At 71.7% G+C, this 26,109-nt stretch carries 23 protein-coding genes and 1 pseudogene; 12 read left to right on the top strand and 12 right to left on the bottom strand.

What is annotated here, in order from left to right:
- Positions 1 to 3 precede the first annotated feature (3 nt).
- Positions 4 to 885: an FAD binding domain-containing protein gene (locus AC5DRG_RS06445; RefSeq protein ID WP_491808743.1), complete on the bottom strand. Its 882-nt coding sequence runs from the start codon at positions 883 to 885 to the stop codon at positions 4 to 6.
- Positions 886 to 1,157: 272 nt separating this feature from the next.
- On the opposite strand from AC5DRG_RS06445, the gene AC5DRG_RS06440 reads away from it, so the two are divergent.
- The 3 genes from AC5DRG_RS06440 to AC5DRG_RS06430 all read left to right on the top strand — a co-directional run bounded on the left by AC5DRG_RS06440 (position 1,158) and on the right by AC5DRG_RS06430 (position 4,289).
- Complete coding sequence (locus AC5DRG_RS06440) at positions 1,158 to 2,312, top strand: ABC transporter substrate-binding protein (protein ID WP_491808742.1); 1,155 nt, start codon at positions 1,158 to 1,160, stop codon at positions 2,310 to 2,312.
- Positions 2,313 to 2,397: 85 nt separating this feature from the next.
- On the top strand, positions 2,398 to 3,645 hold the full coding sequence (locus tag AC5DRG_RS06435; RefSeq protein ID WP_491808741.1) for a sensor histidine kinase: 1,248 nt from the start codon (positions 2,398 to 2,400) through the stop codon (positions 3,643 to 3,645).
- A complete protein-coding gene (locus AC5DRG_RS06430) occupies positions 3,642 to 4,289 on the top strand; it encodes a response regulator (protein ID WP_491808740.1) in 648 nt (215 codons plus the stop codon). The genes AC5DRG_RS06435 and AC5DRG_RS06430 overlap by 4 nt, the downstream gene beginning before the upstream one ends.
- A gap of 23 nt (positions 4,290 to 4,312) precedes the next feature.
- Here AC5DRG_RS06430 and AC5DRG_RS06425 read toward each other — a convergent pair whose 3' ends face one another.
- A complete protein-coding gene (locus AC5DRG_RS06425) occupies positions 4,313 to 4,705 on the bottom strand; it encodes a DUF5997 family protein (RefSeq protein WP_491808738.1) in 393 nt (130 codons plus the stop codon).
- A 58-nt stretch (positions 4,706 to 4,763) separates the two neighbouring features.
- Between AC5DRG_RS06425 and AC5DRG_RS06420 the strand changes: the two genes are divergently transcribed.
- Positions 4,764 to 5,537 carry a LysR substrate-binding domain-containing protein gene (locus AC5DRG_RS06420; protein WP_491808737.1) on the top strand — a complete coding sequence of 258 codons (774 nt, stop codon included), beginning with the start codon at positions 4,764 to 4,766 and terminating at the stop codon, positions 5,535 to 5,537.
- 15 nt (positions 5,538 to 5,552) lie between these two features.
- Here AC5DRG_RS06420 and AC5DRG_RS06415 read toward each other — a convergent pair whose 3' ends face one another.
- Entirely contained in the window at positions 5,553 to 8,366 is a 2,814-nt protein-coding gene (locus tag AC5DRG_RS06415) for a beta-L-arabinofuranosidase domain-containing protein (protein WP_491808735.1), read from the bottom strand.
- Positions 8,367 to 8,584: 218 nt separating this feature from the next.
- On the opposite strand from AC5DRG_RS06415, the gene AC5DRG_RS06410 reads away from it, so the two are divergent.
- Positions 8,585 to 11,299 carry a helix-turn-helix transcriptional regulator gene (locus AC5DRG_RS06410; RefSeq protein ID WP_491808734.1) on the top strand — a complete coding sequence of 905 codons (2,715 nt, stop codon included), beginning with the start codon at positions 8,585 to 8,587 and terminating at the stop codon, positions 11,297 to 11,299.
- A gap of 129 nt (positions 11,300 to 11,428) precedes the next feature.
- Positions 11,429 to 12,835, top strand: a complete 1,407-nt coding sequence (locus tag AC5DRG_RS06405) for an FAD-binding oxidoreductase (protein ID WP_491808733.1) — start codon at positions 11,429 to 11,431, stop codon at positions 12,833 to 12,835.
- On the opposite strand, the gene AC5DRG_RS06400 is transcribed toward AC5DRG_RS06405, so the two are convergent.
- The 4 genes from AC5DRG_RS06400 to AC5DRG_RS06385 form a co-directional block, all read right to left on the bottom strand.
- A complete protein-coding gene (locus AC5DRG_RS06400) occupies positions 12,819 to 14,309 on the bottom strand; it encodes a S8 family serine peptidase (protein WP_491808732.1) in 1,491 nt (496 codons plus the stop codon). The genes AC5DRG_RS06405 and AC5DRG_RS06400 overlap by 17 nt on opposite strands.
- A 47-nt stretch (positions 14,310 to 14,356) precedes the next feature.
- On the bottom strand, positions 14,357 to 14,665 hold the full coding sequence (locus AC5DRG_RS06395; RefSeq protein ID WP_491808730.1) for a hypothetical protein: 309 nt from the start codon (positions 14,663 to 14,665) through the stop codon (positions 14,357 to 14,359).
- Between the two features lie 115 nt (positions 14,666 to 14,780).
- Entirely contained in the window at positions 14,781 to 15,482 is a 702-nt protein-coding gene (locus tag AC5DRG_RS06390) for an HAD family hydrolase (RefSeq protein ID WP_491808729.1), read from the bottom strand.
- Positions 15,483 to 15,502: 20 nt separating this feature from the next.
- A complete protein-coding gene (locus AC5DRG_RS06385) occupies positions 15,503 to 15,979 on the bottom strand; it encodes an Lrp/AsnC family transcriptional regulator (protein WP_491808728.1) in 477 nt (158 codons plus the stop codon).
- 208 nt (positions 15,980 to 16,187) lie between these two features.
- Between AC5DRG_RS06385 and AC5DRG_RS06380 the strand changes: the two genes are divergently transcribed.
- The 3 genes from AC5DRG_RS06380 to AC5DRG_RS06370 all read left to right on the top strand — a co-directional run bounded on the left by AC5DRG_RS06380 (position 16,188) and on the right by AC5DRG_RS06370 (position 20,273).
- Positions 16,188 to 17,684: an FUSC family protein gene (locus tag AC5DRG_RS06380; protein ID WP_491812982.1), complete on the top strand. Its 1,497-nt coding sequence runs from the start codon at positions 16,188 to 16,190 to the stop codon at positions 17,682 to 17,684.
- 138 nt (positions 17,685 to 17,822) lie between these two features.
- A complete protein-coding gene (locus AC5DRG_RS06375; RefSeq protein WP_491808726.1) occupies positions 17,823 to 19,190 on the top strand; it encodes a nitric oxide synthase oxygenase in 1,368 nt (455 codons plus the stop codon).
- 48 nt (positions 19,191 to 19,238) lie between these two features.
- Positions 19,239 to 20,273 carry a lactonase family protein gene (locus AC5DRG_RS06370; RefSeq protein ID WP_491808724.1) on the top strand — a complete coding sequence of 345 codons (1,035 nt, stop codon included), beginning with the start codon at positions 19,239 to 19,241 and terminating at the stop codon, positions 20,271 to 20,273.
- Positions 20,274 to 20,370: 97 nt separating this feature from the next.
- Here AC5DRG_RS06370 and AC5DRG_RS06365 read toward each other — a convergent pair whose 3' ends face one another.
- Both AC5DRG_RS06365 and AC5DRG_RS06360 read right to left on the bottom strand, forming a co-directional pair.
- The gene (locus AC5DRG_RS06365; RefSeq protein WP_491808723.1) at positions 20,371 to 21,294 is read right to left on the bottom strand and encodes a sirohydrochlorin chelatase; all 924 of its coding nucleotides are present in this window, start codon (positions 21,292 to 21,294) and stop codon (positions 20,371 to 20,373) included.
- A 147-nt stretch (positions 21,295 to 21,441) separates the two neighbouring features.
- On the bottom strand, positions 21,442 to 22,443 hold the full coding sequence (locus tag AC5DRG_RS06360; protein WP_491808721.1) for an N-acetylglucosamine kinase: 1,002 nt from the start codon (positions 22,441 to 22,443) through the stop codon (positions 21,442 to 21,444).
- Between the two features lie 123 nt (positions 22,444 to 22,566).
- Between AC5DRG_RS06360 and AC5DRG_RS06355 the strand changes: the two genes are divergently transcribed.
- Positions 22,567 to 23,244, top strand: coding sequence for a uracil-DNA glycosylase (locus AC5DRG_RS06355; protein ID WP_491808719.1), 678 nt, complete (start codon positions 22,567 to 22,569; stop codon positions 23,242 to 23,244).
- Between the two features lie 39 nt (positions 23,245 to 23,283).
- On the opposite strand, the gene AC5DRG_RS06350 is transcribed toward AC5DRG_RS06355, so the two are convergent.
- Positions 23,284 to 23,703, bottom strand: coding sequence for an arsenate reductase ArsC (locus AC5DRG_RS06350; protein WP_491808718.1), 420 nt, complete (start codon positions 23,701 to 23,703; stop codon positions 23,284 to 23,286).
- Positions 23,704 to 23,908: 205 nt separating this feature from the next.
- On the opposite strand from AC5DRG_RS06350, the gene AC5DRG_RS06345 reads away from it, so the two are divergent.
- Entirely contained in the window at positions 23,909 to 24,691 is a 783-nt protein-coding gene (locus AC5DRG_RS06345; protein ID WP_491808716.1) for an aquaporin, read from the top strand.
- A gap of 29 nt (positions 24,692 to 24,720) precedes the next feature.
- Here AC5DRG_RS06345 and AC5DRG_RS06340 read toward each other — a convergent pair whose 3' ends face one another.
- On the bottom strand, positions 24,721 to 25,032 hold the full coding sequence (locus AC5DRG_RS06340; protein ID WP_491808715.1) for an ArsR/SmtB family transcription factor: 312 nt from the start codon (positions 25,030 to 25,032) through the stop codon (positions 24,721 to 24,723).
- Between the two features lie 124 nt (positions 25,033 to 25,156).
- Here AC5DRG_RS06340 and AC5DRG_RS06335 point away from each other — a divergent pair, with 124 nt between their 5' ends.
- Positions 25,157 to 25,588, top strand: coding sequence for an arsenate reductase ArsC (locus AC5DRG_RS06335; protein WP_491808713.1), 432 nt, complete (start codon positions 25,157 to 25,159; stop codon positions 25,586 to 25,588).
- A 148-nt stretch (positions 25,589 to 25,736) separates the two neighbouring features.
- Here the strand turns inward: AC5DRG_RS06335 and AC5DRG_RS06330 are convergent.
- A pseudogene (locus AC5DRG_RS06330) lies at positions 25,737 to 26,107 on the bottom strand (ArsR/SmtB family transcription factor).
- Between the last annotated feature and the right edge of the window lie 2 nt (positions 26,108 to 26,109).

Raw genomic sequence — 26,109 nt, 5'->3', positions numbered from 1 at the left:
GCCTCATGCCCCCTGTCCGTTGATCCGGGCCACGGCCCGGCGCAGCACCCGCACGGTCAACTCCCTTGCCAGATGGCGCTTGTACTCGGCGCTGCCCCGACGGTCGGTGACGGGCGAGCACGCCTCGGCCGCGATGTCACCGGCCCGCGCGTAGAGCTCCTCGACGGGCCGCCGGCCACGCAGCGCGTCCGCGATGCCGGGGATCCCCGCCGTGTTGGGGCCGACGGCGGCGAGGCCCACCCGGGCGTCGGCGATGAGCCCGTCGTCGTCCAGCCAGACCGCGGCGCCGGCCGACACCACCGCCCAGTCGCCGGCGCGCCGCTCGACCTTCTCGTAGGCGCTCGAACCGTTCGGGCGAACCGGGAAGCGGACTTCCGTCAGCATCTCCGCGTCGCCGACGGCGGTTTCGTACGGGCCCTGGTGGAAGTCCTCCATGGACACCACGCGTTCGCCGTCCCTGCCCTGGATCACGCAGCTCGCGTCGAGCGTGGTGCACACGGCCGACAGGTCCTCGGACGGGTCGGCCTGGCACAGCGAGCCGCCGAGCGTGCCACGGTTGCGGACGACGGGATCGGCGATGACGCGCTCGGCGTCCCTGAAGATCGGGAAGGCGGCCGCGAGTTCGTCGGACTCCAGCAGCTCGCGATGGCGGGTCATCGCACCGATCCGGATCCGCCCGGGCTCGGCGCGGACGTAACCCAGGTCGTCGTGCAGGTCGTTGATGTCGATCAGGTACTCGAAGTTGGCGAGCCGCAGCTTCATCATCGGGAGCAGACTGTGTCCGCCCGCCACCAGCCGGGCCGTCTCGCCCAGCCGGTCGAGCAGAGTGATCGCCTCCTCGACGCTGGCCACGCGCTGGTACTCGAACGGAGCGGGAACCTGCATGCCGGGACCCCCCTGACTTGGACGCTCTGTCCGGGGCCATTCACCGTCCGGCCGTGCGTGGTGTCAACGGCTGCTTAAGCGTTCACTTAAGTCGCCGGCCACGCGCGGGCGTCGTTCAACCGTTCGGTTGAACGCGGATTACATCCAGGGCGCGGTTTCCGCTCCGTACGGGCGACGCGGAAGGCGTCCCGACAGGGCCAGGATCGCCAGTGAACCGACCAGGGCGCCGGGTCGAGTTCGTCCTCACCCCCCATCAGAGAGGTCCACCCAGCGTGTCCAGTTTCCTGAGCAGACGACGTGTCCTCGCCACCGGTGCCGGTGCCGCCCTGGGCCTCGGCGTCGCCGCGACGCCCGCCTCCGCGGCCTCTCCCACCACGTCCCGCACCGCTTCCCGGTACGCCTCCGGCGCCGAGGAGACCAGGACCCTCGACGAGCTGTACCAGGCCGCGCTGGCCGAGGGCGGCAAGCTCGTCATCTACGCCGGCGGGGACACCGCGACCCAGCAGGACGGCACCAAGGCCGCCTTCCGCAGCCGCTTCCCCGAGATCGACCTGACGCTGATCGTCGACTACAGCAAGTACCACGACGTCCGCGTCGACAACCAGTTCGCGACCGACACCCTCGTCCCCGACGTCGTACAGTTCCAGACCCTCCAGGACTTCACCCGCTGGAAGGAGCAGGGCCGTCTGCTGCACTACAAGCCGGCCGGCTTCTCGAAGGTCTACGACGCCTTCAAGGACCCGCAGGGCGCCTGGGTCTCCGTCGCCGCGATCGGCTTCAGCTTCATGTACGGCGTCGCCGCGGCCGGTGCGGACGCCCCGAAGACGCCGCTCGACCTGATCGACCCGAAGTGGAAGGGGAACATCGCGTCGTCGTACCCGCACGACGACGACGCCGTCCTCTACCTCTACTCGCTGTACGCGCAGCGGTACGGCTGGGACTGGGTGGCCGCCCTTGCCGCCCAGGACGTCCGCTTCGCCCGGGGCAGCAACACCCCCGGGGAAGCGGTCGCCGGCGGGCAGAAGGCGGTCGGCATCGGCGGCTCGGGCTCGCCGATCGCACCGGCCGGCTCTCCCATGAGGTGGGTCGTCCCCGACAGCAGCCACCCCTTCATGGCGTGGGGTCAGCGGGCCGCGATCCTCAAGCAGGCCAAGAACTCCACGGCCGCCAAGCTGTACCTCAACTGGCAGCTGTCGACCACGACACAGCAGGCCACCTTCAACGGCTGGTCGGTACGGACCGACATCACCCCCGCCGCCGGCCTCAAGCCCGTCTGGGAGTACCCGAACGCGAACCTCGACGGCTTCCCCCGCTTCATGGCCGACCGTGCCGCGATCGAGCGCTGGAAGCAGACCTTCGCCCTGTACTTCGGCGAGGTGAAGGGCGACCCGAGCCCCGGCTGGCTCGGACTGCACCCGGGAGCCTGAGCTCTCCCCGCTCTTCACATGGGTCATACAGGCGGTCGATAGACTCGGGGACCCTGCCCGACCAGTCCGCCCAAGGGGAACCGCCGTGCCCGACCGCGTCCAGCCGACCGCGCGCGGCAGCAGACTCACCCTGGACCACGTCTCGCACGGCGTGTTCTTCGTCGTCGTCGGCGCCGCCCTCGTACAGCTCGTGCGGCTCAACTACCCGCTGTGCTGGTACATCGTGACCGTCAGCGGGCTGCTGGCCCTGACGTACCTGGGCGGCCTGGCCCTGTGGGGCCGGATCGGTCCGCTCGGCCGGCGCTCCTGGATCCCGCTGCTGCTCCTGCTGTGGGGCGTCCTCGTGTTCCTCGCCCCGGCCGCGCTGGCCCCCGCCTACGGCTGGGGCGCCATCCCGCTGGCCTGCGCGGCACAGCGGGTGCTCGGCCGCCGGGCCGCGACCCTCGCGCTGGCCGCCATCACCGTCGTACTCGGCGCGGCCCTGATCCAGTCCGACGGCCGCTACGGACTGGACGCCGTCCTGGTCCCGGTGGCCGCCGTGTGGGGAACCGTCGCCCTCTACCGGGCCCAGCAGCGGGATGCCGAGGTGCGCCGACGTCTGGTCGTCGAGCTGCGCGACACACGCGACAGCCTCGCCCGACAGCAGCGGCAGGCGGGCGTACTGGGGGAGCGGGCCCGGATCGCCCGCGATCTGCACGACACGCTGGCCCAGGAACTCGCCGGCGGCCTGATGCTGCTCCAGGCCGCCGAACGCGACTGGGAGGAGCGTCCGGAGGTCGCGCGCACCCGCGTCCGAGCGGTGGCCGACGGACTCGACGCCAACCTCGCCGAGACCCGGCGGATCATCCGCGACCTCACCCCGCCCGCCGTCGCCGAGAGCGGCCTCGACGGCGCGCTGCGCGTGCTGTGCGCCCGCTCTCTCGCGGACGGGACCGCGGCCCGCGTACGGTTCCTCCCCGTCGGCGAGCACCGTCCCGCCCTCGACGAACACGCCGCCACCGCCCTGTTCCGGGTCGCGCAGAGCTCGCTGGCGAACGTCCGCGAACACGCCCACGCGGTGAACGTCCTGGTCACCCTCCGCAGACACCCGGACCGGGTCGACCTGGAGGTGAGCGACGACGGCATCGGCTTCGACCCGGTGGAACTCTTCGTGACCGCCGCCCAGCCCGGCCGCGGCTTCGGCCTGCCCGCCGCCCGCGCCCGCCTGCGCGAACACGGCGGCGACCTCGACATCAGCAGCGCGCCGGGCCGCGGAACCAGAATCCGGGCCACGGTGTACACACCCGCCCGGCCGCACCCGGTCGTCCCCGTCCCCACGGCGACCGCGGGATGACCGCCGCGCCGCTCCGCGTACTGATCGCGGACGATCACGCGGTCGTGCGAGCCGGACTGCGCGCCCTCCTGGACGGCGAACCGGACCTCGACGTGATCGCCGAAGCCGGGAGCGGCGAGGAAGCCGTCCGGCTGACCGTCCGGCTGCTGCCGGACGTGACGCTGATGGATCTCCGTTTCGGGAGTTCAGGGGCTGGCATCGACGGCATCGAGGCCACCCGGCGGCTGGCCGCCCAGGCGCCGGGCGTGGCGGTGGTGATGCTGACCAGCTACGCGGGCCGGGCCGATGTCGTCCGCGCCCTGGAGGCGGGCGCCCGCGGCTATGTGCCCAAGGCCGGTGCGCCTGAGGAACTGTTCCGCGCGGTGCGCACCGCGGCCGCCGGCTCGGTGGGACTCGCGCCCGAGATCGTCGGTGAGCTCGTCGGCCAAGTCGTCAGCCCGGACCACGAGTTGAGCGGCCGTGAGATCGAGGTCGTCCGGCTGATGGCGGACGGTCTCAGTAACCGGGCCATCGCCGAGGCACTGTTCCTCAGCGAGGCCACGGTCAAAACCCACCTCGTGCGCGTCTACCGCAAACTCAAGGTCGACAACAGGGCGGCGGCCGTGTCGGAGGCCGTCCGCAGAGGAGTCCTGGAACTCACCTGAAGCCAGGGGGAGCGTCCGGTCGGCTACTCGCCGTGCTCGGCGTTCTTCTCCTGCTTCTCCTTGATGCGCGCCGCTTCCTTGCGCACCTCGGCCTGCGTGGCACGCTCCCGCTCCAGCCACTGGGGCTGCTCGTCCCGCAGCGCGTCGATCTGCTCGGTGGTGAGGGCCTCGGTGACCCCGCCGCGCGCGAGACCCGCGATGGAGACGCCCAGCCTGGCGGCGACCACGGGGCGGGGGTGCGGACCGTTGCGCCGCAGCTCCTGGAGCCACTCGGGCGGATTCGCCTGGAGCTCGTTCAGCTCGGCACGCGAGACGACACCCTCCCGGAACTCGGCGGGGGTGGCCTCTAGGTACACACCCAGCTTCTTCGCCGCGGTCGCGGGCTTCATCGTCTGGGTGGTCTGGTGCGACTTCATGATGTCAAGAGTATCGACCGCGCGAGAGACCTCCGACCACGCCGGGTAACCTGGCGGAGTGACAGGCTCGGAAGCATCCCCCTCTTTCCGGCTCGCGTACGTCCCCGGGGTGACGCCCGCCAAGTGGGTGCGGATCTGGAACGAGCGCCTGCCCGACGTCCCCCTGATCCTCGTCCCGGTGACGGCAGCCGAGGCATCCGATGTGTTGCGTGGCGGCGCGGCCGACGCGGGTTTCGTACGGCTGCCGGTCGACCGTACGTTCTTCAGCGCGATCCCCCTCTACACCGAGACGTCGGTCGTCGTGGTCCCCAAGGACCACGTCGTGACGGCGGCGGAGGAGGTGTCGGTCGAGGATCTCGCCGACGAGGTGGTCTTCCACCCCCTCGACGACCTCCTCGACTGGGAGCGGCTGCCCGGAGAGGCCGCCTTCGAGCGCCCGGCCACCACGGCGGACGCCATCGAACTCGTGGCGGCGGGCGTGGGCGTCCTGGTCGTCCCCCAGTCGCTGGCCCGGCTGCACCACCGCAAGGACCTCACCTACCGGCCGGTCGTGGACGCCCCCCAGTCGAGCGTGGTCCTGTCCTGGCCCGAGGAGGCGACCACCGAACTGGTCGAGGACTTCATCGGCATCGTCCGCGGCCGCACGGTCAACAGCACCCGGGGCCGCACCCAGCCCGAGCCCGCCGCGCAGCCGAAGGCCAAGCGCCCCGAGACGGGCGGCGCCGCACGCCGCAAGCCCGCCGCCGGAAAGGCGACGGGCAAGAGCCCGCGGAGCGGTTCCGGCGGCGGCGCGAAGAGCGCGAAGCGCGGCAAGCCCCGCCGCCGGTCGTAGACCAGACCTCAGACCTCAGGCCGCGTAGGTGGCGTTCCGTGCCGTGTTCACCACCGTCTGCCCGCTGGCGGAGGTGAACAGCCCCGCGGACACCCAGGCGTTCACCGTGGACTGCACGCGCGCGACCAGGGCGGCCTTGTTGGCGAAGGGCGCGCCGGCCCAGACCTCGTCGAGGAAGGTCGTGCCGTCCGCCTTGGCCGGATTGGCGACACCGGAGTCGGTGTTCCCGAAGTACACCTTCGGCTCGGACCGCCGGAAGTACGCGTGGGTCGCGTCCTCGGTGCCCTCGGAGAACGGGGCGAACTCGGTGCCGTCGAGCGTGAAGTGCAGCGGCCTGCCGCTCACCGGGGTGAGCGTGGGCAGCAGGTCCCCGGAGAGCCCGGCGTTGCGATACAGCCCGAACGGCAGGTAGCTCGTTGCGGAGTTGCGCCCGACGAGGTTGACGGGCCCGTAGAACAGGGTCTGCAACAAAGGATCGTCGAGGGCCTTCTCCACCCGGAGTCGGAAGGGCACGCCGATCCGCACCACATCCCCGCTCCGCCACGTCCGTGACACACCGAAGTAGCTCCCGGGCACCGGAGTCCCGCTCACCACACTCCCGTTGACCGTGACCCGGAAGCCCCCGGTCGCCCAGGACGGCACGCGCAACCGCAGCGCGAAGGACGCGGTGGAGCCCCCGAAGGTGAGCGTCGTGCCCTGCTCCCTCGGATAATCGGTGGCCTGGGTGACGGTGACCCCCTTCGCGGCCCAGGTCAGCGTGGACGGGCTGTACAGGTTGACGTACAGGGCACTGTTGTCGGCGGCCGTGAAGTACACCGAGTCCTGGTACTTGGTGGCGCTCTCCATGCCCGTGCCCTCGCAGCACGTCGTCCCCTGCTTCGGGGTGTAGTCGCGCACATGCCCGGGCGTCAGACCGATGAAATACGTGACGAGCGGCTTCTCGGCATCCACGGGTCCGACGTCCCGCTTGGATCCAAGCACCTGGTTGTAGAGGGCGCGCTCGTAGTAGTCCATGTACTTGGCGTCCTGCTCGTGGAAGAACAGGGTCCGGCTCAGCTTCAGCAGGTTGTACGCGCAGCACGACTCGGCGTTCGTGTCGCTGATCGTGCCCGCGATCGCGTCCCGGGCCCGCCAGAACTCGGCGTTGCTGGTGCCGCCGATGCCGTACATGCGATGCGGTACGACCATGCCCCAGAAGTTCCTCGCGGCCGTCAGGTAGCGCTCCTCGCCCGTCGCGTCGTACAGCCGCAGGTAGCCCGTGAAGATCGGGATGTGCTGGTTGGCGTGCAGCCCGTTGAGCGTGTCGGTGTTCGCGGCACACGCGTCGATGAGCGAGTCGAGGTCGAACAGGCGGGCCAGCGCGAGGTGTTCGGCCTTGCCCGTGAAGGCGTGCACATCGCAGATCGCCTCGACGATGCCGCCGAACTCGCCGCTGGAGAAGATCCCCCACATGCGCTGCAGTGTGGCGTCGGGCAGCACGGACAGCCGCGAGTACATCCAGTCGCACATCCCGGACGCGAGGTCGAGCGCCCGCGCGTCGTCGGTGTGGATGTGGGCGTCCAGCAGACCGCGCAGGATCTTGTGCGCGGTGTAGTACGGCGCCCACACCCGCGTGTAGTCGCCGCTGGTCATCGACTCCAGCTGGATGAACTGCGTCTCCGGGTACGCGGCCAGGAACCCGGGGTGGCTGGGCGCGCCCCAGGTGCGGCGCAGAGTGGCGGTGAGGCCCCGGCCGGAGGTGTCGGCGAAGGTGGAGCCGCTCGTCTCGTCGAAGGCGTACGACGCCAGATCGCCCCGTCCGGCCGAGGAGTCGGCGGCGCGGTTGTTCTGCAGGGCGGTGATCTCGGCGGCGGTCAGGGCCCGTGCCCAGACGTTGAACTCGTCGTAGGCGCCCGCGAACACGGGGTCGGTGGAGTAGTTGGAGCGGCCGAGCCAGTTGTTGGTGAGGGTGCCCAGCGTGGCCGGGGTGAGCGTCATCGCCGTGTTCTGGGCGACGGCGGTGCCGTTGACGTAGAGCGTGCCGGTGGAGCCCGTGATCGTCACCGCGAGGTGGCTCCACTGGTCGAGGGGGAGTGCGGTGGTGCCGTTCAACCCCTGTTCGCCGCCGGGTCCGTTGGTGGTGATGGCGAAGCGTGGCACCCCGCTCGCGTTGCGGGCGGCCAGGTACAGGTACCGGGTGGTGTCGTTGCCGTAGTCGAAGACCCGGGCCCAACTGCCGTCGTGGGTGGGCTTCACCCAGGCCGACAGGGTGATCGCGGAGGCGCCGCCGAGTACGGACGCCGGCAGGTCGACGTACTGGTAGGAGCCGCGGCCGTTCTGGACGCCGGTCCCGAACCTCCCGGCGACGGAGAGCACCGCCGGGTCGCGCCGCAGGGCCTCGCGGACCTCGGCGAGCGCCCCGATCATGTAGTGGATCCGGTCCGCGTACGCCGTGTCCCCGGTGCTGCCGTAGGCCTGGGACAGCATCGTGAGGAAGTGCCCGGTGTAGTGGCCGCGCAGGTTGCCGTTGGCCTCTCCGTCGAGCCCCTCCCAGCCGCCGGGGGCCACCGCGCCGAGGGTGTCGAGGCCGGCGTTGGCGCGGAAGACCTGGAGCAGCCGGTCGACGTCGTAGCCGCGGCCGTAGTCGAGCATCAACTGGCGCTTCGTGGCGAAGGTCCCGGTGCCGAGCTTCACGTCCTTGAGCTCGAACGGCCGGGCCGCCCATGCGGCGGGCGGGGGCACGGTGGCGGCGGTCGCCCGGCCGCCGCCCGCCGCGAAGGAGATGCCGGGAGCGGCCGCGGCGAGCACGGCGGTCTGGAGGAGGTTGCGTCGGGAGAGGGGCGGTGCCATGTGCTCCTCGTTTCTGCGGGTGTGGGGGTTCGGTATATCGGACGTCGTTCGAGAAACCGCCCAGAAGATAAGCAGGGGACAGGAGGGCGTCAACGGTACTGACGAGTTCGGATCGGGCTGCCATCCCTCGAAGTGCGGCCCGAATTCCCGTGATTGCGGCCGCTGCCCCGACGGCCGGAGCCCCTCGTTCCCACGTGTCGAGTGGCAGAATCTGCCCCGTGGACCGGGGGATCCTTGAGCGTGAGCCCGAGCTGACACGACTGGTCGCGGCCGTACGGGAGGCGGCGGACGGGGCCGGATCCGTGGCGCTCGTCTTCGGCGAGGCCGGGATCGGCAAGTCGAGCCTGGTGAAGGCGATGCCGGACCGGCTGCCCCTGCAGGCCCGCGTTCTGGTCGGCCAGTGCGACGACCTCGCCACCCGGCGCCCGCTCGGCCCGTTCCGCGACCTCATCGGCAGCGTCGGCGCAGAGTTGGCGCAGGCGGTGATGGAGGGCGTCGACCGACATCGGGTGTACGAGGCACTGCAAGGGGAGTTGGCCGGAGTACCTCATCCGGCCGTGCTCGTCGTCGAGGACGTCCACTGGGCCGACGAGGCATCGCTGGACGCCCTGCGCTTCCTGGTACGCCGGATGGAGCGGCTCCCCGCCGTACTCGTCCTCACCTACCGCGACGACGAGTTGAGCCGCGAGCACCCCCTGCGCCACCTGCTGGGCCAGGTGTCCCGCGCGGACCGCGTCCACCGCCTGCCCCTCGCCCGACTGTCCCGGGCCGCGGTACGCACGCTCAGCGCGGCCAGCCGCCTCGATCCGGCACAGGTGTACGAGGTGACGTCCGGCAACCCCTTCTTCGTCACCGAGGTCGTCGCGGCGGGCGGCACCGGGGGAGTGCCTCCGACGGTGGTCGACGCGGTGCTGGCCCGGCTGCGGGGACTGGACGGCGCGACTGTGGACGCCCTGGAGCAGCTAGCCGTCGTACCCTCCGCTGTAGAACGCTCCCTCGTCGACGCGCTCTTCGCGGAGGACGTCGCCGTAGTAGACGGGACGGATGAAGTCACGGGCGGTGCAGCGCCGGGTAAGGGGCGCGGGGAACTGCGCGACAAGCCCCCACAGACCCGCGGCCAAAGAACTGCCTATCCAGCAGAGCTACTCGCGGAGGCCGAGCAACGCGGGCTGCTGACCGTCACACCGGAACGGGTCACGTTCCGCCACGAGTTGATCCGCCGAGCCATCGCCGACTCCCTCCCCGCCGCACGCCGGATAGAACTCGACCGCAACGTCCTCGCCGCACTGGTCGCACGTCACGGCTCCGACCCCGCCCGCATAGTCCACCACGCCGCCCGGGCCGGCGACCGTGACGCCGTAGCCCGCTACGGACCCGACGCCGCCCGAGACGCCGCAGGCACCGGCGCACACCGCGAGGCCGCCGCCCACCTGCGCCTCGTCCTGCGCGAACGACACCGCTACGCCCCCGCCGAACTCGCCGACCTGCTCGAACGCTACGCGGTGGAGAGCTACACCATCGCCGACTCCGCCGCCGCCGTCACCGCCCAGAGGGACGCCGTCGCCCTTCGCCGCGCCCTCGGTGACACCCTCGCCCTCGGCGCCGACCTGCGCTGGCTGTCCCGGATCCACTGGTGGGCCGGATACGCCGACGAGGCACGGGCCGCCGCCCGGGAGGCCATCGCCGTGCTGGAACACGCGGGCGACGACCGGCTGTTGGCGCTCGCCCTCAGCAACACCGCCCAGCTGCGGATGCTGTCCGACCGCTACGCCGAGGCCGTCGCGTACGGCGAGCGCGCCATCGAGCTGGCCCGCAAGGCCGACGACCCGGCGATCCTCGCGCACGCCCTCAACAACGTGGGCAGCGCACGCTGGAAGAGCGGAGACCCACGAGGGCGCGATCAGCTGGAGGAGAGCCTCGAAGTCGCCCTCGCCGCGGGCGAGGTCGAGCACGCGTGCCGCTCCTACGCCAACATCATCTGGAACCTGCTCGAAAAGGCCCGGTACGCCGAGGCCGACGACTTCCTGCCCCCGGCGATGGAACTCGCCGACCGCGCCGAACACGTCGGCTTCCTCAACTATCTCCACATCGAGCTGGCCATCCGGCGACTGGCGGCCGGGGACTGGGACGAGGCCGAGAAACACGCCGAGTTCGGGATGCACGACTTCGTCCCGGCCCGCTGCCCCGCGCTCACCGTGGTCGCCCGCGTCCGCATCCGGCGCGGCCTGCCCGGCGCCGACGAACTCCTCGTAGAAGCCCGGGAGATCGCCGAACGCACCGGGGAGCTGCAACGCACCGTGCCGGTGGCGTCCGCCCGCGCCGAGGCGGCCTGGCTGCGCGGCGACCACAGCGCCGTCATCGAGGCCGTCGCACCGGTCTACGCCCAGGCCGGCCGCCTGGGCAGCGACACCTACCGCGCCGAACTCGGCCACTGGCTCGCCAAGACGGGCCACCCGATCCCGGCCGACGGCTCGGACCATCCGTACGCCGTACAGGCCGCCGGGGACTGGAAGCGGGCGGCGGCCCTCTGGCAGGCGGCCGGCTGTCCGTACGAGCACGCCGCCGCGCTCGCGGACAGCCCGGACCCGGCCGACAAACTCGCCGCGCTCGCCGCGTTCGACACACTGGGCGCGGAACCGGCGGCCCGGCTGATCCGCGCCGAGCTGCGCGGCCTCGGCGTGCGCCACATCCCCCGCGGCCCGCTCGCCGCGACCCGCACCAACCCCGCCGGCCTCACCGAACGCCAACTCCAGGTCGTACACCTGCTGGTGGAGGGCCTGACCAACCCGGAGATCGCCGACCGGCTCGTCGTCTCCGTCCGGACGGTCGACAACCACGTACGCGCCGTCCTCGACAAGCTCGACGCACCCACCCGGCGCCAGGCAGCCGCACGTGCTGCCGAGCTGGGGCTCGTGGCGGGCCCCGAAACGTAGGTACCCCACCGGCCCGAGCTGGGTGACGCGCACGGATGCCCGCGCCGGGCAGCGGGACTAGAACTGCTGATCGACCTGCCCGACACGGCTCACGACGGCCGTGAGAGACACAGACACGGGGGATCAGCGATGTCCAGCACTCCTGCCCAGGCGGCGCGCCGCGAACTCACCGACTTCACCGGCGAGTTGATCGGCCCCGACGACCCCGGCTACCAGGACGCCCGCACCGTCTACAACGCCATGATCGACAGGCGCCCCGCGCTCATCGCGCGCTGCGCCGACTCCGACGCGGTCGCCCGTGTGATCGGCTTCGTCCGCTCGCACGGCCTCCCCCTCGCAGTCCGTGGCGGCGGCCACCACGGAGCGGGCCTCGGCACCGTGGACGACGGCGTCGTCGTCGACCTGTCGCCGCTCAAGGACGTCCACGTCGACCCCGGGGCCCGCACGGTACGGGTCGGCGGCGGCTGCGTATGGGGCGAGGTGGACCGCGCCACCAACGCGCACGGGCTCGCCACCCCCAGCGGCATCATCTCCACGACCGGCGTCGGCGGCATCGCGACCGGCGGCGGGCTCGGCCATCTGACCCGCAAGTGCGGGCTGACCATCGACAACCTGCTGGAGGCCGACGTCGTCCTGGCAGACGGGCGGCGGGTACGCGCGAGCGGCGACGAGAACAGCGACCTGTTCTGGGCGATCCGCGGAGGCGGCGGCAACTTCGGCGTCGTGACGTCGTTCCTGTTCCGGCTGCACGAGGTGAGCACGGTCGTCGCCGGACCGACCTTCTGGCCCATCGAGAACAGCGCCGAAGTCCTCGCCGCCTACCGGGACTTCCTGCCGAACGCACCCCGCGAGCTCAACGGATTCTTCCTCCACGGCACCGTCCCGCCGGCCCCGCCGTTCCCCGAGGAGCTCCAGCTGCGCAAGACCGCGGGCGTCGTGTGGTGCTACGTGGGCGACGACACCGAAGCCGCCGCACGCGCCATGGCACCGCTGCTCGACGCCCTGCCGCAGCCGATGCTGCACGCGCCCGGCCCGATGCCGCACCCGGACATGCAGGCCATGTTCGACGCGCTGTACCCGCCCGGCCACCAGTGGTACTGGCGCGCCGACTTCGTCAACGACATCCCGGACGAGGCCGTCGAACTCCACGCCAAGTTCGGCGCCGAAGTACCCACGATGCAGTCGACGATGCACCTCTACCCGATCGACGGAGCCGCCCACGACGTCGGCCCCGAGGAAACCCCCTGGGCCTACCGCGACGCGCGCTGGGCGTCCGTCTATGCCGGCGTCGACCCCGACCCGGCCAACGCCGACCTCCTCAAGCGCTGGACCGTCGACTACTTCGACGCCCTCCACCCGTTCTCGGCGGGCGGCGCCTACGTGAACATGATGATGGACGAGGGCCAGGAACGCGTCCGCGCCAGCTACCGAGGCAACTACGCCCGCCTGGCCCGCATCAAGGCCGACCGCGACCCGGACAACGTCTTCCGCCTCAACCAGAACATCCGGCCGGGCGAGGCTATGGGTTCTGCGTGAGGACGAAGTCCAGCGCGGCACTCACGTTGACCAGTCCGGGCCCGGTGGCCAGGTCCGGGCCGGGGCCGGCGGGGTTGTCGAACCTCGGGTGATTCCTGCCCTTCGTGACGTCGTTGGCGGTCCTGACGAGCGCCTCGGCCACCTGGGCGGGGGTCAGGCCCGGCCGGGCCCCGAGGAGCACGGCCACCGCTCCCGCTATCTGCGGGGCCGCGGCCGACGTGCCCGAGAACAGTGCCCAGCCGTCCTTCCGGCCCGTGTGGTCGCCCGGGATGCCGGTCGGGTCGGTCGGGTCCGGCTCACTCTCGGCGACGTCGATCTCACAGCCGGGCGGCACCGGCAGCATCAGGTACTGGGCACGGGGCAGCAGGCCGACCAGACCGCACACCGTCGGCACGCGGACATCGTCGATCCAGGGGCTGAGGTACCCGCTCGCGTAGTCCGACGCCCGCAGCCGGCCGGCCTGATCCGCGAACGCCCCGCCCGCGGCGATCACGCCGGGCACCTGCGGTTCGATGGCGAACTGGCCGTTGCCCGCGGAGAAGACGACGACGATGCCCTGCTCCACGGCGTCCAGGACCTCCAGCGCGAAGATCACGTCTGCCTGACTCGGCGGCCCGAACGGGGGGAAGTCCCCGTCCCCGCCCCACGAGTTGGTGAGGACCTGCGGGCTGTCCGCCTTGGCGCGCAGGAAACCCGCCGTGGCGGCCGTGAGGTCGCCCCGCTGGTTGCTCGCGCGGTACGGGCGCAACTGCGCGCCGGGTGCCACGGCGAAGATGTTCGCCGACTCACCGGTGCCGTGCCCGATCGGGTCCTCCGCAGGGCTGGTGCCGGGGACGAGCGCGACGGTCGGGGCGATGTCGTAGTCGTGGGAGGTGAAGTAGGCGTGCTCGGCCTGTCCTGTGTCCACCATGGCGACCTGCACACCACGCCCCTCGTGCCCCGCCTCGTGCGCAGGGGTCGCGTTCAGCAGCCTGGCCACGTCGTCCGGGAGCGTGAGGTGGAAGACGGAGACCTCCGGCGGCTTGGCGGCGGCCGGGTGAAGGCGCATGGGCGTGCGCGGACGCTCCAGTGCCACGGCCTCGATGGCGTCCTCGCCGGGGGCGGCGCCGATGCCGAGGGCGTCCGGCTGCCGGGCACCGACGATGTCGAGGTGCGTGACGGTACGCTCCCGGTTCATCGGCCCCAGCTGGTCCACCTCGTAGCTGGCGATCCGTCCGGTGGTGAGCTGTTCGTACGCGGCCGGCGTACCGGCGACGGTGAAGCCCAGCCTGCTCTCGGCGGTCACGGTCAGCCCCGCTGTCCGTGCGTACTCCTTGGCGCGTTCCCGGGTGGCGCCCTCGGCGCGGAACGGCCTGGCCGAGGCGAAGCCGGTCGTCTGGGTCATCGGTACCCCGCCCTGCGAGCGGGCGGAGACATAGCCGTACACGGTTTCCGGAACGTCCTGGCCGTACTGGGGCGTTGTGGGGTTCGTCATCAGTCCTCCAGAAGCGGAGGCCCGGACACACGCGGCACGGCAGCCGGTCACGAACTCCGGTCGCGGGCTCCAGGCGTGGGAATCGGCAGCACGGTGACGGACTTCGCGATGTTCGCGAGCGCCTGCGGCACGGGCAGCGTCCGGGGACGTGAACGGCTCTCGAACTGCGCGACGCCGAAGGCCTCGGCGAACTTCCGGCTCGACCCGGTGACGAGTGCCCCGGCGGCCATGGGCACCACGTCGATGCCATGACGGGAGCACCACGGGACCAGGTCGTGCACCGAGGCCTCGGCCCACAACTCGACCAAAGCCTCGACGAACTCCTCCTCGGGCGCGTCACCTTGCCCTGATGTCACTTGGTTCTCCTAGTGGTTCACTCACCATCTCAATCTTCGCATTTGTTGCATTGCCTCGCAAAAGATGCTAGAGGCTGCGGCGGGAGACTGAACGGGTGTCAGACGGCTGTTGTTTCTACGCCGGCGTCGCCGGAACCGTCCGCACCAGCCAGTCGTACGCGCCCCGCGCCGTGAACTCCCCCTGACCGCCGCGCACCAGCAGATCGGCGCCGGCGAACTCCGGAGTGTCGGCCTGCGCCGCGACATACGGGATCGCGATGCACCGCATCCCGGCGGTGCGCGCGGCGATGGCGCCGGGGGCCGCGTCCTCCATGACCACGCAGTCCGCCGGGGCGACTCCGAGCCTGCGGGCCGCCTCCAGGAACACGTCGGGTGCGGGCTTGCCGTGGGCGACCTCGTCGGCCGACACGACGGTCCGCAGATGAGTGTCCAACCCCGTACCCGCCAGGATCGCGTCGATGGCCTCCAGCGACGACCCCGAGGCCACGGCCATCGGCACGCCCTCGGTCGCCAGCAGCTCCACGAACTTCCGCATCTCGGGGTACGCGCGCGTGGAGGTGCGGGCCAGCTCCAGATAGCGCCGGTTCTTGGTGGCGAGGAGTTCGTCCACCGGGGCCGGCAGCCCGTACCGCTCCTTCCAGAGCGCGACCGTCTCCTGGGTGCTGATGCCGACGTACCGCTCGTGGTCCGCCCAGGTGAAGTCGGGGACGCCGTGCTCGGCGAGGGTCAGCCGACCCGCCTCGAAGTAGTTCGGCTCGCTGTCCACGAGGGTTCCGTCGAGATCGAAGATGACCGAGAGTGCGCCGAGATTGCTCATGGGGCCAAGGATGCCAAGCGTCAGCGCCCTGCCGAGCGGCCGATCGACTCGACCAAGGGCAGCAACCGGTGCGGGACCCGCTCGCGCAGGGCCACCTCGGTCCTGGTGCGGACGACCCCGGGGAGACTGATCACCTTCTGGATCACGTCCTCCAGGTGGGCGTTGTCCCGCGCCACGACACGCGTCAGCAGATCCCCGCCGCCCGCGATGGAGAACGCCTCGACGATCTCCGGTACGGCGGCCAGAGCGTCGCCGACATCGTCGAGCCGCCCCTGGGTGACCTCGATGTGCACGAAGGCCAGCACCGGGTGGCCGAGGGCGGCGGGGGACAGCGAGGGACCCGTGCCGGTGATCACGCCGTCCCGTTCGAGGCGGTCGAGGCGGGCCTGGAGGGTGCCGCGCGCGACGCCGAGGAGGCGGGCGTACTCACGCACGCTCGTACGCGGCTGCTCCAGCAGCAGCCGCAGGATGCGGGTGTCGAGCTCGTCCACGGCCATGGGGTCCGACCTCCTCGCGTGTGGTCCGTTGGCCCGCCAACGGACGCTCCCGAACCGATATCCCTGTACCAATGGCACAGCATATTGGACGCCACTTGAGCCAGTCGCCACGATGATGCTGCAATGACCTCGTCGATGGCGCTGCGGACCTCCGCGGCGCCTTTTTCATGCCGGTGTGCCTGCCGGTGTACCCGAGGGGCGGGATGCGGTGCTGAAGAGGGCCTTCGTGGCGCCCGATCCGGGGCGGACGCGGCTGCGCTTCGCCGCGCGGGCCGTCCTGGGGATCGGCTCGGCGGTCGTCGTCTGCGGCCTTGCCGGGCACTCCTTGGCCGGTGCCGTCACTGGCGGACTTGCCGCGCTCCTCGCCCTGTTCACCGTCACGGACGCCACGGTCCGCGGACAGGCGGTCACCACCGCGCTGCTGCCGGCCGTCGGCCTGCCCGTGCTCGCCGCCGCGGCCGAGCTGCACGACCACCCCCTCGCCCGGGACCTCGCCTTCCTCGCCGTGGTCGGCGCCGGCGTCTACGCGCGCCGCTGGGGCCCGCGCGGGCACAGCCTCGGCGTCTTCGCGTTCATGACCTTCTTCGTGGCGCAGTTCCTGCACACGACCCCCGGGCAGCTGCCCGAGCTGTACGCCGCCGTAGCGCTGTCCCTCCTCACCGCCGCGACGGTCCGCTTCGGCCTGTGGTGCTACGAGCGCCACCTGCCCCCGGCCGCCGTGCCCGCCCCGCCCGCCGGCACCGGCCTGGCCCGCGTGACCACGCGTCAGGCGATCCAGGCGACCACCGGAGCCGGCTTCGCGCTCGTCGCGGGCCAGTTGCTGTCCGGGGAGCGCTGGTACTGGGCCGTCGGCGCCACCTGGTGGATCTTCGTCAACACCGCCTCGCGCGGCGAGACCCTGGTCCGCGGCTTCCGCCGGGTCCTCGGCACGGTCATCGGCATCGGCCTCGGACTGCTGGTCGCCGTCCCGGTGAACGGCTCCCCGATCCCCACGGCCGCACTCGTCGCGGTCTGCGTCTTCGGCATCTTCTACACGGCCGCCGTCTCGTACACCTGGATGATGCTCTGGGTGACGCTCATGGCCGAGCTGCTCTACGGCCTCCTGGGTGTCCTGGATCCAGGCCTGCTCGCCCTGCGGTTCGCCGAGACGGGCGTCGGCGCGCTGGGCGCCGTACTGGCCGTGATCCTCGTGCTGCCCGTCACCACCCACACCACCACCGACGCCTGGATCCAGCGCGCCCTGCGCTGCGTCCACGCGTGCACCGCCGAGACCGCCGCCCGCCTGGCCGGCGCCCCGCACGCCGATCCGGCTCCGCGCGTGGCCGAACTGGAGCAACTGCTCGGCCGGGTACGGCTCTCGGTCGCCCCGCTGGTGCACCCGCTGAACCCGATGCTCGGCCGCAAGCGCCGCGCCCGCCGCGTGCTGGCCCTCCTCGACGACTGCGCCCGCGAGATCCGGGGCCTCGTCGCCGTCGCCGCCGACCCGGAGGCCTCCCACGACGCCCGCCTGGCCGCCGCCTGCTGGCGCGTCGAGGCCGCCGTCGAGGCGCTCACCGCGGGCCGGGCCGACGCGGTCGACGTCGTCGCAGGTCAGCCACCGGTGGCGGAACCCGCGCTGGCACACCTCCACGGCCTGGAGCGGGCCCTGGCCGAACTCGCCAAACCCCTGCGCACGCCCTCGGGTTCACCGCTCGTCGGCGCCTGACACGGAACGCAAGGCACATTTACCGGCCATCTACAGGGTGGATCAGGCCACCGGGCGGGTAATCCCGGCGCTATCCGACACACGGAACCCGCGGCCCGTGCGGGAGCGGGCCGCGGGCGAGCCGCCTGGGGGTGTGCCATGCGGAACTTCCCACGGAATTCCCGGCCCGCGAACGGACCCGGGAAGCCCCTGACCGAGGGCGGCTGTCCGGCGCCCAGGGCGGAGGATCCGGGCGGCTGGCTGACCCGCCGCGAGTCGGGCGGCCGCGACCCCGACTCCGTCGCCGCCCGGGTGACCGGACTCCAGGGCCGCCTGCTGACCGGAGGCCAGCCCGCCCCGGCGCGTCCCGCCCCACCGTCGTACGACACTCGCCCCGCCCCACCGCCTTACGCCCTCCTCCGCGCCGCCACCGAGTTCCTCACCCTGCGCCACACCGAGGAGCGCCTCGGCGACCCCGCCCGCCGTATCGCCGCCGCTCACGCGGAGATTGCGCGCACGGGCACGTACCGCCACACCACCGAGGAGCTCGTCTTCGGCGCCCGTGTCGCCTGGCGCAACGCCAACCGGTGCATAGGGCGCCTGTACTGGCGTTCCCTGCGTGTGCGCGACCAGCGCGAGGTGCGCACGGCGGATGACGTCGCCGAGGCGTCGGCCGGACACCTGCGGGAAGCCACCCGCGACGGCCGGATCCGCGCGCTCATCACGGTCTTCGCACCCGACGAGCCGGGCCGCCCCGGACCGCGGATCTGGAACGAACAGCTCATCCGGTACGCCGGCTACCCCCGCCCCGACGGCGACATCACCGGCGACCCGCGCAACGCCGGCCTCACCGCGCTCGCCCTCCGCCTCGGCTGGCCCGGCGGGTCCGGAACGCCCTTCGACGTCCTGCCCCTGGTGGTCCAGGGCGCCGGCGACGACCGGCCCCGCTGGTTCGACGTACCGGACGACGCGGTGCTCGAAGTGGAGCTCACCCACCCCGAACACACCTGGTGGCGTGCCCTGGGCCTGCGCTGGCACGCCGTACCCGCGCTGGCGAACATGTGCCTGGAGATCGGCGGCGTCTGCTACCCGGCCGCCCCCTTCAACGGCTGGTACATGGGCACCGAGATCGGCGCCCGCAACCTCGCGGACGCCGACCGGTACGACCTCCTGCCCCGTATCGCCGGCCACCTCGGCCTCGACACCCGCAGCGACCGCTCCCTGTGGAAGGACCGCGCCCTCGTCGAGCTGAACCGCTCGGTGCTGCACTCCTTCGACCGTGCGGGAGTCACCGTCACCGACCATCACACCGAGTCCCGGCGCTTCATCGACCACCTCGGCCGCGAGGAACGCAAGGGCCGCCCAGTCGGCGCCGACTGGTCATGGATCGTGCCACCGATCTCGGGCAGCGCCACGCCCGTCTTCCACCGCACCTACGAGGCGGTGGAGCGGCATCCCGCCTACGTCCACCACCCGGAGGCCCACGCCCGGGCGCGCGGCGACATGCTGGTCCAGACCACTGAGTGATCGACTGCTACCGTCACCCCGGACAGCACAGACCGAGAGGGGACAACGGTGGCAGACGGTGGCAGGCTGCAACGGCGGGCGTTCATCGGGTCGTTCACGGCGGCGGGCGGCCCCGGGGTCGTCACCGCGGCCGTGAACCCGGGCACCGGCGCGCTGACCGCCCTGAGCAGCGTGGACGGCGTCCCCGATCCCTCGTACCTCGCGCTGTCGCACGCCGGGGACACCCTCTACGCGGTCAGCGAGACGGCCGAGGGCGCGGTGGCCGCGTACCGCGTCGCGGGCGACAAGCCCGAGCTGAGCGCACGACCGGTGCCGGTCGACGGCGCGGGGCCCACGCACCTGAGCGTGTTCGACGGCCACGTCCTGACCGCCAACTACGGCTCCGGCAGCGTCACCGCCGTGCCCGTCCGCGCCGACGGCACCCTCGCCGACGCCGCGTCCGGCGTGCTCCGGCACACCGGCTCGGGCCCGCACGCCAAGCGTCAGCAGAGCCCGCACGCCCACCAGGTGCAGCCCGACCCGAGCGGCCGATGGGCGGTCAGCGTGGACCTCGGCACGGACTCCGTACGCGTGTGCACGCTGCAGGACGGGAGCCTGGAGCTGCACCGCGAGTTCGCGCTGCGCCCCGGCTCCGGACCGCGCCACCTGGCCTTCCACCCGGACGGCTCGTACGCCTACGTGCTCAACGAACTCACCCCCACCGTCACCGTCTGCCGCTGGGACGCCGAGAGCGGCTCCCTACGACCCCTGACGGAGACACGGGTACTGCCGGGCCCCGCGGACGGCGACGCCTACCCCTCGGGCATCGTCACCTCCGCGGACGGCCGCTTCGTGTGGACCGCGACCCGCGGCGAGGACGTCCTGTCCGTGCTCGCCGTCGAGGGGGAGGGGCTACGGCTGGTGGGGACGGTGCCCTGCGGGGGCCACTGGCCGCGCGCGATCGCCGCGGCAGATGGGTTTCTGTATGTCGCCAACGAGCGCTCCGGAGACGTGACCTGGTTCGCCCTCGACCCGGAGAGCGGACTGCCGCGGCGCGGCGGCTCGATCGAGGTGCCGGCGGCGTCCTGCGTGGTCCTGGGCTGAGCCCGGCCGACCCGCTCGGAATGGCGAAGGGCCCGCTCCTACGAGAGGAGCGGGCCCTTCGCCGTACGGAGGAAGCCGTACGGCGGTGTGGTGTGCGTCAGCGGGCCGGCGCGCCCTGCGGCTGCGGCGGGGCGATGCCCAGGGACGTCGTGTACTTGGACAGCGCCAGCTTGCCGATCGCCGGGTACGGGCCCAGCGCCTCGGCGGCGGAGCAGCCCGCCTCCTTGGCGGCCGCGTCGAGCAGCTCCGGGTCGATCTCGGGGCCGATCAGATAGGGCGCGAGCGCCAGCTGCTGCGAGCCCGAGGCGCGCAGCTGCTCGGCGATGGCCGAGATCGAGCCGTCCTGGTCAAGAGCCGCCGCCATCACCGGCACGGCGAGGCGCGCGGCGAGCAGCATGCCGGTGATCCCGGCCGCCTGCACGGCCTCCTCGCCGCCCACCGAGGCCAGGATGATGCCGTCCGCGGCCGTGGCCACGGTGAACAGCCGGGCACGGTCGGCACGGGCCAGACCCGCCTCGGACAGCCGCACGTGCAGCCCTTCGGCGAGCAGCGGGTGCGGGCCGAGGACATCGGTGAGTTCGGCGGCGACCCGGCTGTCCATGACCGCCTGGCGGACCTGGCGCAGCAGCGCGTTGTCCGGGCCGGCCAGCAGCGGTACGACGACGGCGACAGGGCCGTCGGGCTGCTTGACGTCCGCTCCGGCGGCCTTGGCCTGCTCGTAGCGGGCGGTGCGCTCCTCGGCGGCGTGCGCGAGCACGGACGTGAGCGTGGGGAACTCGGCGTCGTCCCCGTCGAGGTAACCGATGCGCGCGTCCAGACCGGGGAGCTCGGAGCGGGCGATGCTCACGACCTCTTCGGCGAGGCTGCGCGTGGCGGCGCTGGGCGTGCCCGGCACCGCGAGGACGAGCGCGGGCGCGCCCTCGGGAGCCGCCAGCGGCTCGGGTCGGCGGTGCCGCCCGGGCTGGCGAGGTCGCGGCATTCGTACTGGCAGGCCGGACGCGGGCCCAGTGGGGGAGCTCATGGCGACGCATGTTACTGGCTTCCTGGGCTCCCCTGTTCGGGGAGGGTGCAGGTGAGCGGTATCCGTCCGCTTTTGTCTGATGAGTTACGCGGGGATCAGAAGTGATCACCTCGCATTCCGGACATCCGGCGGACCGAGGGAGAGGGATCAGTCCCCTCTTGTGGTGACCACTCTTGTGGTCACCACGTGCAGCATCTTCTCGTCACCCGGCAGGGTGAGCGCCCCGCCCGCCAGCGCGATCGCTATGCGTACCGAGCCCTCCAGCGGATCACCGTCGGCCGGCACCTGTCGCGCATGGGGGAGTCGCTTCGCCAGCTCCTCCTCCAGCGGTACGAGGAGAGGGGCGCCCATCCTGAACAGGCCGCCGGTGAGGGCGATCCGGGGCTCTCCCGTGCCGGGGCAGACGGCGGCCGCGGACTCGGCCATGTGCCGGGCCGCCGTACGCAGGATGTCCTCGGCCACCGGGTCGCTGTCCGCGCAGGCGGCGACCTGGGGCGCGAAGGAGGCGAGCACGGCGGGGCGGTCGGGGCGCGGGTAGAGGGCGCCGGGCAGCCCCGGCATCGGCCCGAACCGCTCCTCGGCGCGGGCCAGCAGCGGTGCCGAGCCGCCCGGCCGGCCGTCGTAGGCGCGCAGGGCCGCTTCCAGTCCTGCCCGGCCGATCCAGGCCCCGCCGCCGCAGTCGCCCAGCAGATGGCCCCAGCCGTCCGCGCGACGCCACCGCGTCAGATCCGTGCCGATCGCGATCATCCCCGTACCGGCCGCGATCACGGCACCGGGGTGCGGGCCAAGGGCGCCGGTGTAGGCGGTGACGGCGTCCGCGACGAGCGCGACCGTGCGCACGCCGAATGCGCGGGCCAGGGCGTCCGGCAGTTCGGCGCGCAGCGCGTCGCCCAGGGTGGCGAGCCCGGTGGCGCCGATGACCGCCGTGGCCGGCCGCGTCACGCCCGTCTCGGCGGCCAACACGCGGACCAGGGGCACCAGTTGTTCCATGAAGTGCCCCGGGTCGATCCCCCGCGCACCGGTACGGACCGGCTCCGCGGACTCCCGCTGGGCCAGCGGTCCACGGTCCGCGGCGCCGACGACGACCCGCAGGCCGGAGCCGCCCGAGTCGACGGCGAGGATCCCCGACCCGTCGGAGGGAGCGCTCAACGGGCTCCCCTTTCTTCTCGGCGACCTCGATGCGGAGGAAGAATAGTGCCGAGGGCGCCGTCTGTGTGCGAGGGCCTCTCTGTTTGTGCGGTCCCCCGGTGTGTGCCAGTAGGGTGACGCGCTGTGGCACCACGACCCTTGCATGAACTTGTAGAAGCAGGCTGGGCGAAGGCTCTTGAACCTGCGGCCGAACGCATCGCTGCGATGGGGGACTTCCTCCGGGCCGAGATAGCGGCCGGCCGGACCTATCTTCCGTCCGGAGCCAATGTCCTGCGGGCCTTTCAGCAGCCGTTCGATGACGTCCGTGTCCTGATCGTCGGTCAGGATCCCTATCCCACGCCGGGGATGGCCATCGGGTTGAGCTTCGCGGTGGCGCCAGAGGTGCGTTCGTTGCCGGGCAGCCTGGAGAATATCTTCCGTGAACTGAATACGGACTTGGGGCTGCCCAGGCCGTCCAACGGCGATCTGACGCCGTGGACGCAACAAGGCGTGCTGTTGCTGAACAGGGCGCTGACGACGGCACCTCGCAGTCCTGCCGCGCACCGGGGCAAGGGGTGGGAGGAGGTCACCGAGCAGGCCATCCGGGCGCTGGCCGCGCGCGGAAAGCCCTTGGTGTCCATTCTGTGGGGGCGTGACGCCCGCAATCTGCGGCCGTTGCTCGGAAATCTCCCGGCGATCGAGTCCGCTCACCCCTCGCCGATGTCCGCGGACCGTGGATTCTTCGGCTCGCGCCCGTTCAGCCGGGCCAACGACCTGCTGGTCGGGCAGGGAGGACAGCCGGTGGAGTGGCGCCTGCCGTAGGGGGGCGTCACGGAATCCATGAGGATTGGGGCGCCGTGTTCACCCCTCCTGCTTCGCGCCGATCTCGGCAATCAGGGTTTCGATGCGCGTCTTGATCTCGTCGCGGATGGGGCGGACTGACTCGATGCCCTTGCCGGCCGGGTCGTCGAGGGGCCAGTCGAGGTACTTCTTACCCGGGAAGACGGGGCAGGCGTCGCCGCAGCCCATGGTGATGACGTAGTCGGATGCCTGAACGGCCTCGGTTGTGAGGATCTTCGGCTTCTGGTCGGAGATGTCGACGTCGACCTCCTTCATTGCCTCGACCACGGCCGGGTCGACCTGGTCGCCCGGGATCGAGCCTGCGGAGCGGACCTCGACCCGGTCGCCCGCGAGGTGGTTCAGGAATCCGGCGGCCATCTGCGAACGCCCGGCGTTGTGGACACAGACGAACAGCACGGAGGCGAGCGGAGTCGAGGACATCGGTTGTTCCTTCATCAGGCAGAACGGGGGTGGGGGCGCAGTCGTGGCGCCCCTTCAACGGGTCATGGGCCCAACGAGCGTTGGGCGCAGGTCCCATGGATCAGCGCAGGGTGGTGTCAGTCTCAGCTGATGTGAGAGTATCAGCCCATAATGACGTCAGTCGACGCTGATCTAACCCGGGTTCCGGCTCTCCAAGGAGTGTTCGTTGGCCGCCATCCATGAGTCCGCCGCGGAGCCCGTCATATCCACCGACGCGCCCCAGCCCGCACCGGGTTCCAACCCACCCCGTACGCCGCTGACCGCCAAGGTGGCCGCTGAGCTGGTCGGGACGGCTGCGCTGGTGGCGATCGTGGTCGGTTCAGGCATCCAGGCCACCGAGCTGACGCGGGACGTCGGTGTGCAACTGCTGGCCAACTCGCTGGCCACGGTCTTCGGCCTCGGCGTCCTGATCGTCCTGCTGGGACCGGTCTCCGGCGCCCACTTCAACCCGGCGGTGACGCTGGCCGAGTGGTGGACGGCGCGGCGGGGTGGCGCCGGAGTCACCGCGCGGGAAGTGGCGGTGTACGTCCCCGCGCAGATCGCAGGGGCGATCGCGGGCGCCGTGCTGGCGAACGCGATGTTCGGTGACCCGTTGGTGAAGTGGTCGACCCATGAGCGGTCCGCCGGTCACCTGCTGCTGGGCGAGGTCGTCGCCACGGCCGGTCTGATCTTGCTGATCTTCGGTCTGGCCCGCACCGACCGCCTGCGCTTCGCGCCGGTCGCGGTCGCCTCTTACATCGGTGCCGCCTACTGGTTCACCTCGTCGACGTCCTTCGCCAATCCGGCGGTGACGATCGGTCGTGCCTTCACCGACTCCTTCGCAGGCATTGCGCCCGGCTCGCTCGCCGGGTTCATCGGCATGCAGCTGGTCGGTGTCGTGGTGGGGCTGGGGTTGGTGGCGCTCATCTTCATGTCCGGTCGAGCCGAGGCCGAGCGACCCGTCGAATGACGGAGGTCGTCAAGGGCGCGGTAGGCGCGTCAGCATGGGCGCTTGCGGCCCTCGTCGGCCGTCTGCCGTGCTTCGGCGGCGAGTTGGGCGAACTGATTCGACAGTGCGGACAGCACCTCAGGCTTGAGCCGGTAGTACATCCAGCGCCCGCACGGCTCGGTCTCCACGACGCCCGCCTCGCGCAACACCTTCATGTGATTGGAGAGATTGGTCTGCCGGGCACCGGTCTCCGTGACGAGGTGGGTCGTGCACAGTGACTCGCGTGCCAGCAGTGTCACGATCTTCAGTCGCAGCGGGTCGCTGAGCACGCGCAAGAGGTCAGTGTCGACTGATGTCAGCATGCGCTGATAATCTCATATTGTGGGGCGCTGTGGCCATTGAACGCCGGACTCGCCCCCGCAGCACTGCCGTCTCGGCGCGAACCGCTCGCCGAGTCATGCGCCACCCGCACCGCAAGGAACGATCATGGTTCACCCCCGTGCCTCTGTCCTCTTCGTCTGTGTCCACAACGCCGGCCGTTCTCAGATGGCCGCCGGATTCCTGAACCACCTCGCGGGCGACCGGGTCGAGGTCCGCTCCGCAGGGACTCTGCCCGCCAAAGACGTCAACCCTCAAGCCGTGCAGGCCATGCGCGAAGCCGGCATCGACCTGACCGGCCGGACTCCCGCGCGCCTGGACGTCGATACCGTGCAGGCCAGCGACTACGTCATCACCATGGGTTGCGGCGACACCTGCCCCGTCTTCCCGGGCAAGACCTACCGCGACTGGGATCTCCCCGATCCCGCGGGCGCCGACCTGGACATCGTCCGAGGCGTCCGCGACGCCATCAAGGTCCGGGTGGAAGACCTCGTCGCCGAAATCGACGCCACCCATCGCGCCCGCCTCGGCCGATCCTGACCTTCTCGCGCCGGGTCACCCTGTCCGGTGAGGCAAGGGGACTCTCTGGGGGCATAACGAGGCAAAGAATGTGCTCAGCGCAATCGTGGAACCGAGGGCAACGCGGCGTCGAGCGCCATGTGTTTGCGTCGGCAGGACCATGGTGTGCTCAGCGACGAGGCGAACCCCATCCCGGGCGCCGGCACGGGACCGTGGTGCACGAACTCAGCACAGCGGCGAGCGCTGCGAGGACCTTGGGGTCGATGCGGTAGTAGACCCAGGTACGACGGCGCTGCGAGGTCAGCAGCCCGGTCTCGCGACGCCGACGTCCGCGATGTCGCAGACGCATGCCTCGCCGGCGGGGTGCGAGGCCACCCGGGACAGCAGCCGCAGCCGAACCGGATCGGAAAGGGCCTTGAACAGGGCCGCCAGCTTCTCCGCGTCCGAGGCCGACAGCTCGGCGGCGATGATCGGAGAGCAGCAGGGCACGGCCGCGCTGTCAGCGGTCACCTCGGACGGAACCGTACTCAGGTTCGACATGC

This window comes from Streptomyces sp. JLBG701, from assembly GCF_058544905.1.
This window is presented reverse-complemented; position numbering and strand designations above follow the sequence as displayed.

Excerpts from the sequence above, each read along its gene's own strand:
- AC5DRG_RS06445 (WP_491808743.1), bottom strand. The coding sequence starts at position 885 with ATGCAGGTTCCCGCTCCGTTCGAGTACCAGCGCGTGGCCAGCGTCGAG.
- AC5DRG_RS06430 (WP_491808740.1), top strand. The coding sequence starts at position 3,642 with ATGACCGCCGCGCCGCTCCGCGTACTGATCGCGGACGATCACGCGGTC.
- AC5DRG_RS06425 (WP_491808738.1), bottom strand. The coding sequence starts at position 4,705 with ATGAAGTCGCACCAGACCACCCAGACGATGAAGCCCGCGACCGCGGCG.
- AC5DRG_RS06415 (WP_491808735.1), bottom strand. The coding sequence starts at position 8,366 with ATGGCACCGCCCCTCTCCCGACGCAACCTCCTCCAGACCGCCGTGCTC.
- AC5DRG_RS06405 (WP_491808733.1), top strand. The coding sequence starts at position 11,429 with ATGTCCAGCACTCCTGCCCAGGCGGCGCGCCGCGAACTCACCGACTTC.
- AC5DRG_RS06400 (WP_491808732.1), bottom strand. The coding sequence starts at position 14,309 with ATGACGAACCCCACAACGCCCCAGTACGGCCAGGACGTTCCGGAAACC.
- AC5DRG_RS06390 (WP_491808729.1), bottom strand. The coding sequence starts at position 15,482 with ATGAGCAATCTCGGCGCACTCTCGGTCATCTTCGATCTCGACGGAACC.
- AC5DRG_RS06385 (WP_491808728.1), bottom strand. The coding sequence starts at position 15,979 with ATGGCCGTGGACGAGCTCGACACCCGCATCCTGCGGCTGCTGCTGGAG.
- AC5DRG_RS06375 (WP_491808726.1), top strand. The coding sequence starts at position 17,823 with ATGCGGAACTTCCCACGGAATTCCCGGCCCGCGAACGGACCCGGGAAG.
- AC5DRG_RS06365 (WP_491808723.1), bottom strand. The coding sequence starts at position 21,294 with ATGAGCTCCCCCACTGGGCCCGCGTCCGGCCTGCCAGTACGAATGCCG.
- AC5DRG_RS06350 (WP_491808718.1), bottom strand. The coding sequence starts at position 23,703 with ATGTCCTCGACTCCGCTCGCCTCCGTGCTGTTCGTCTGTGTCCACAAC.
- AC5DRG_RS06340 (WP_491808715.1), bottom strand. The coding sequence starts at position 25,032 with ATGCTGACATCAGTCGACACTGACCTCTTGCGCGTGCTCAGCGACCCG.
- AC5DRG_RS06335 (WP_491808713.1), top strand. The coding sequence starts at position 25,157 with ATGGTTCACCCCCGTGCCTCTGTCCTCTTCGTCTGTGTCCACAACGCC.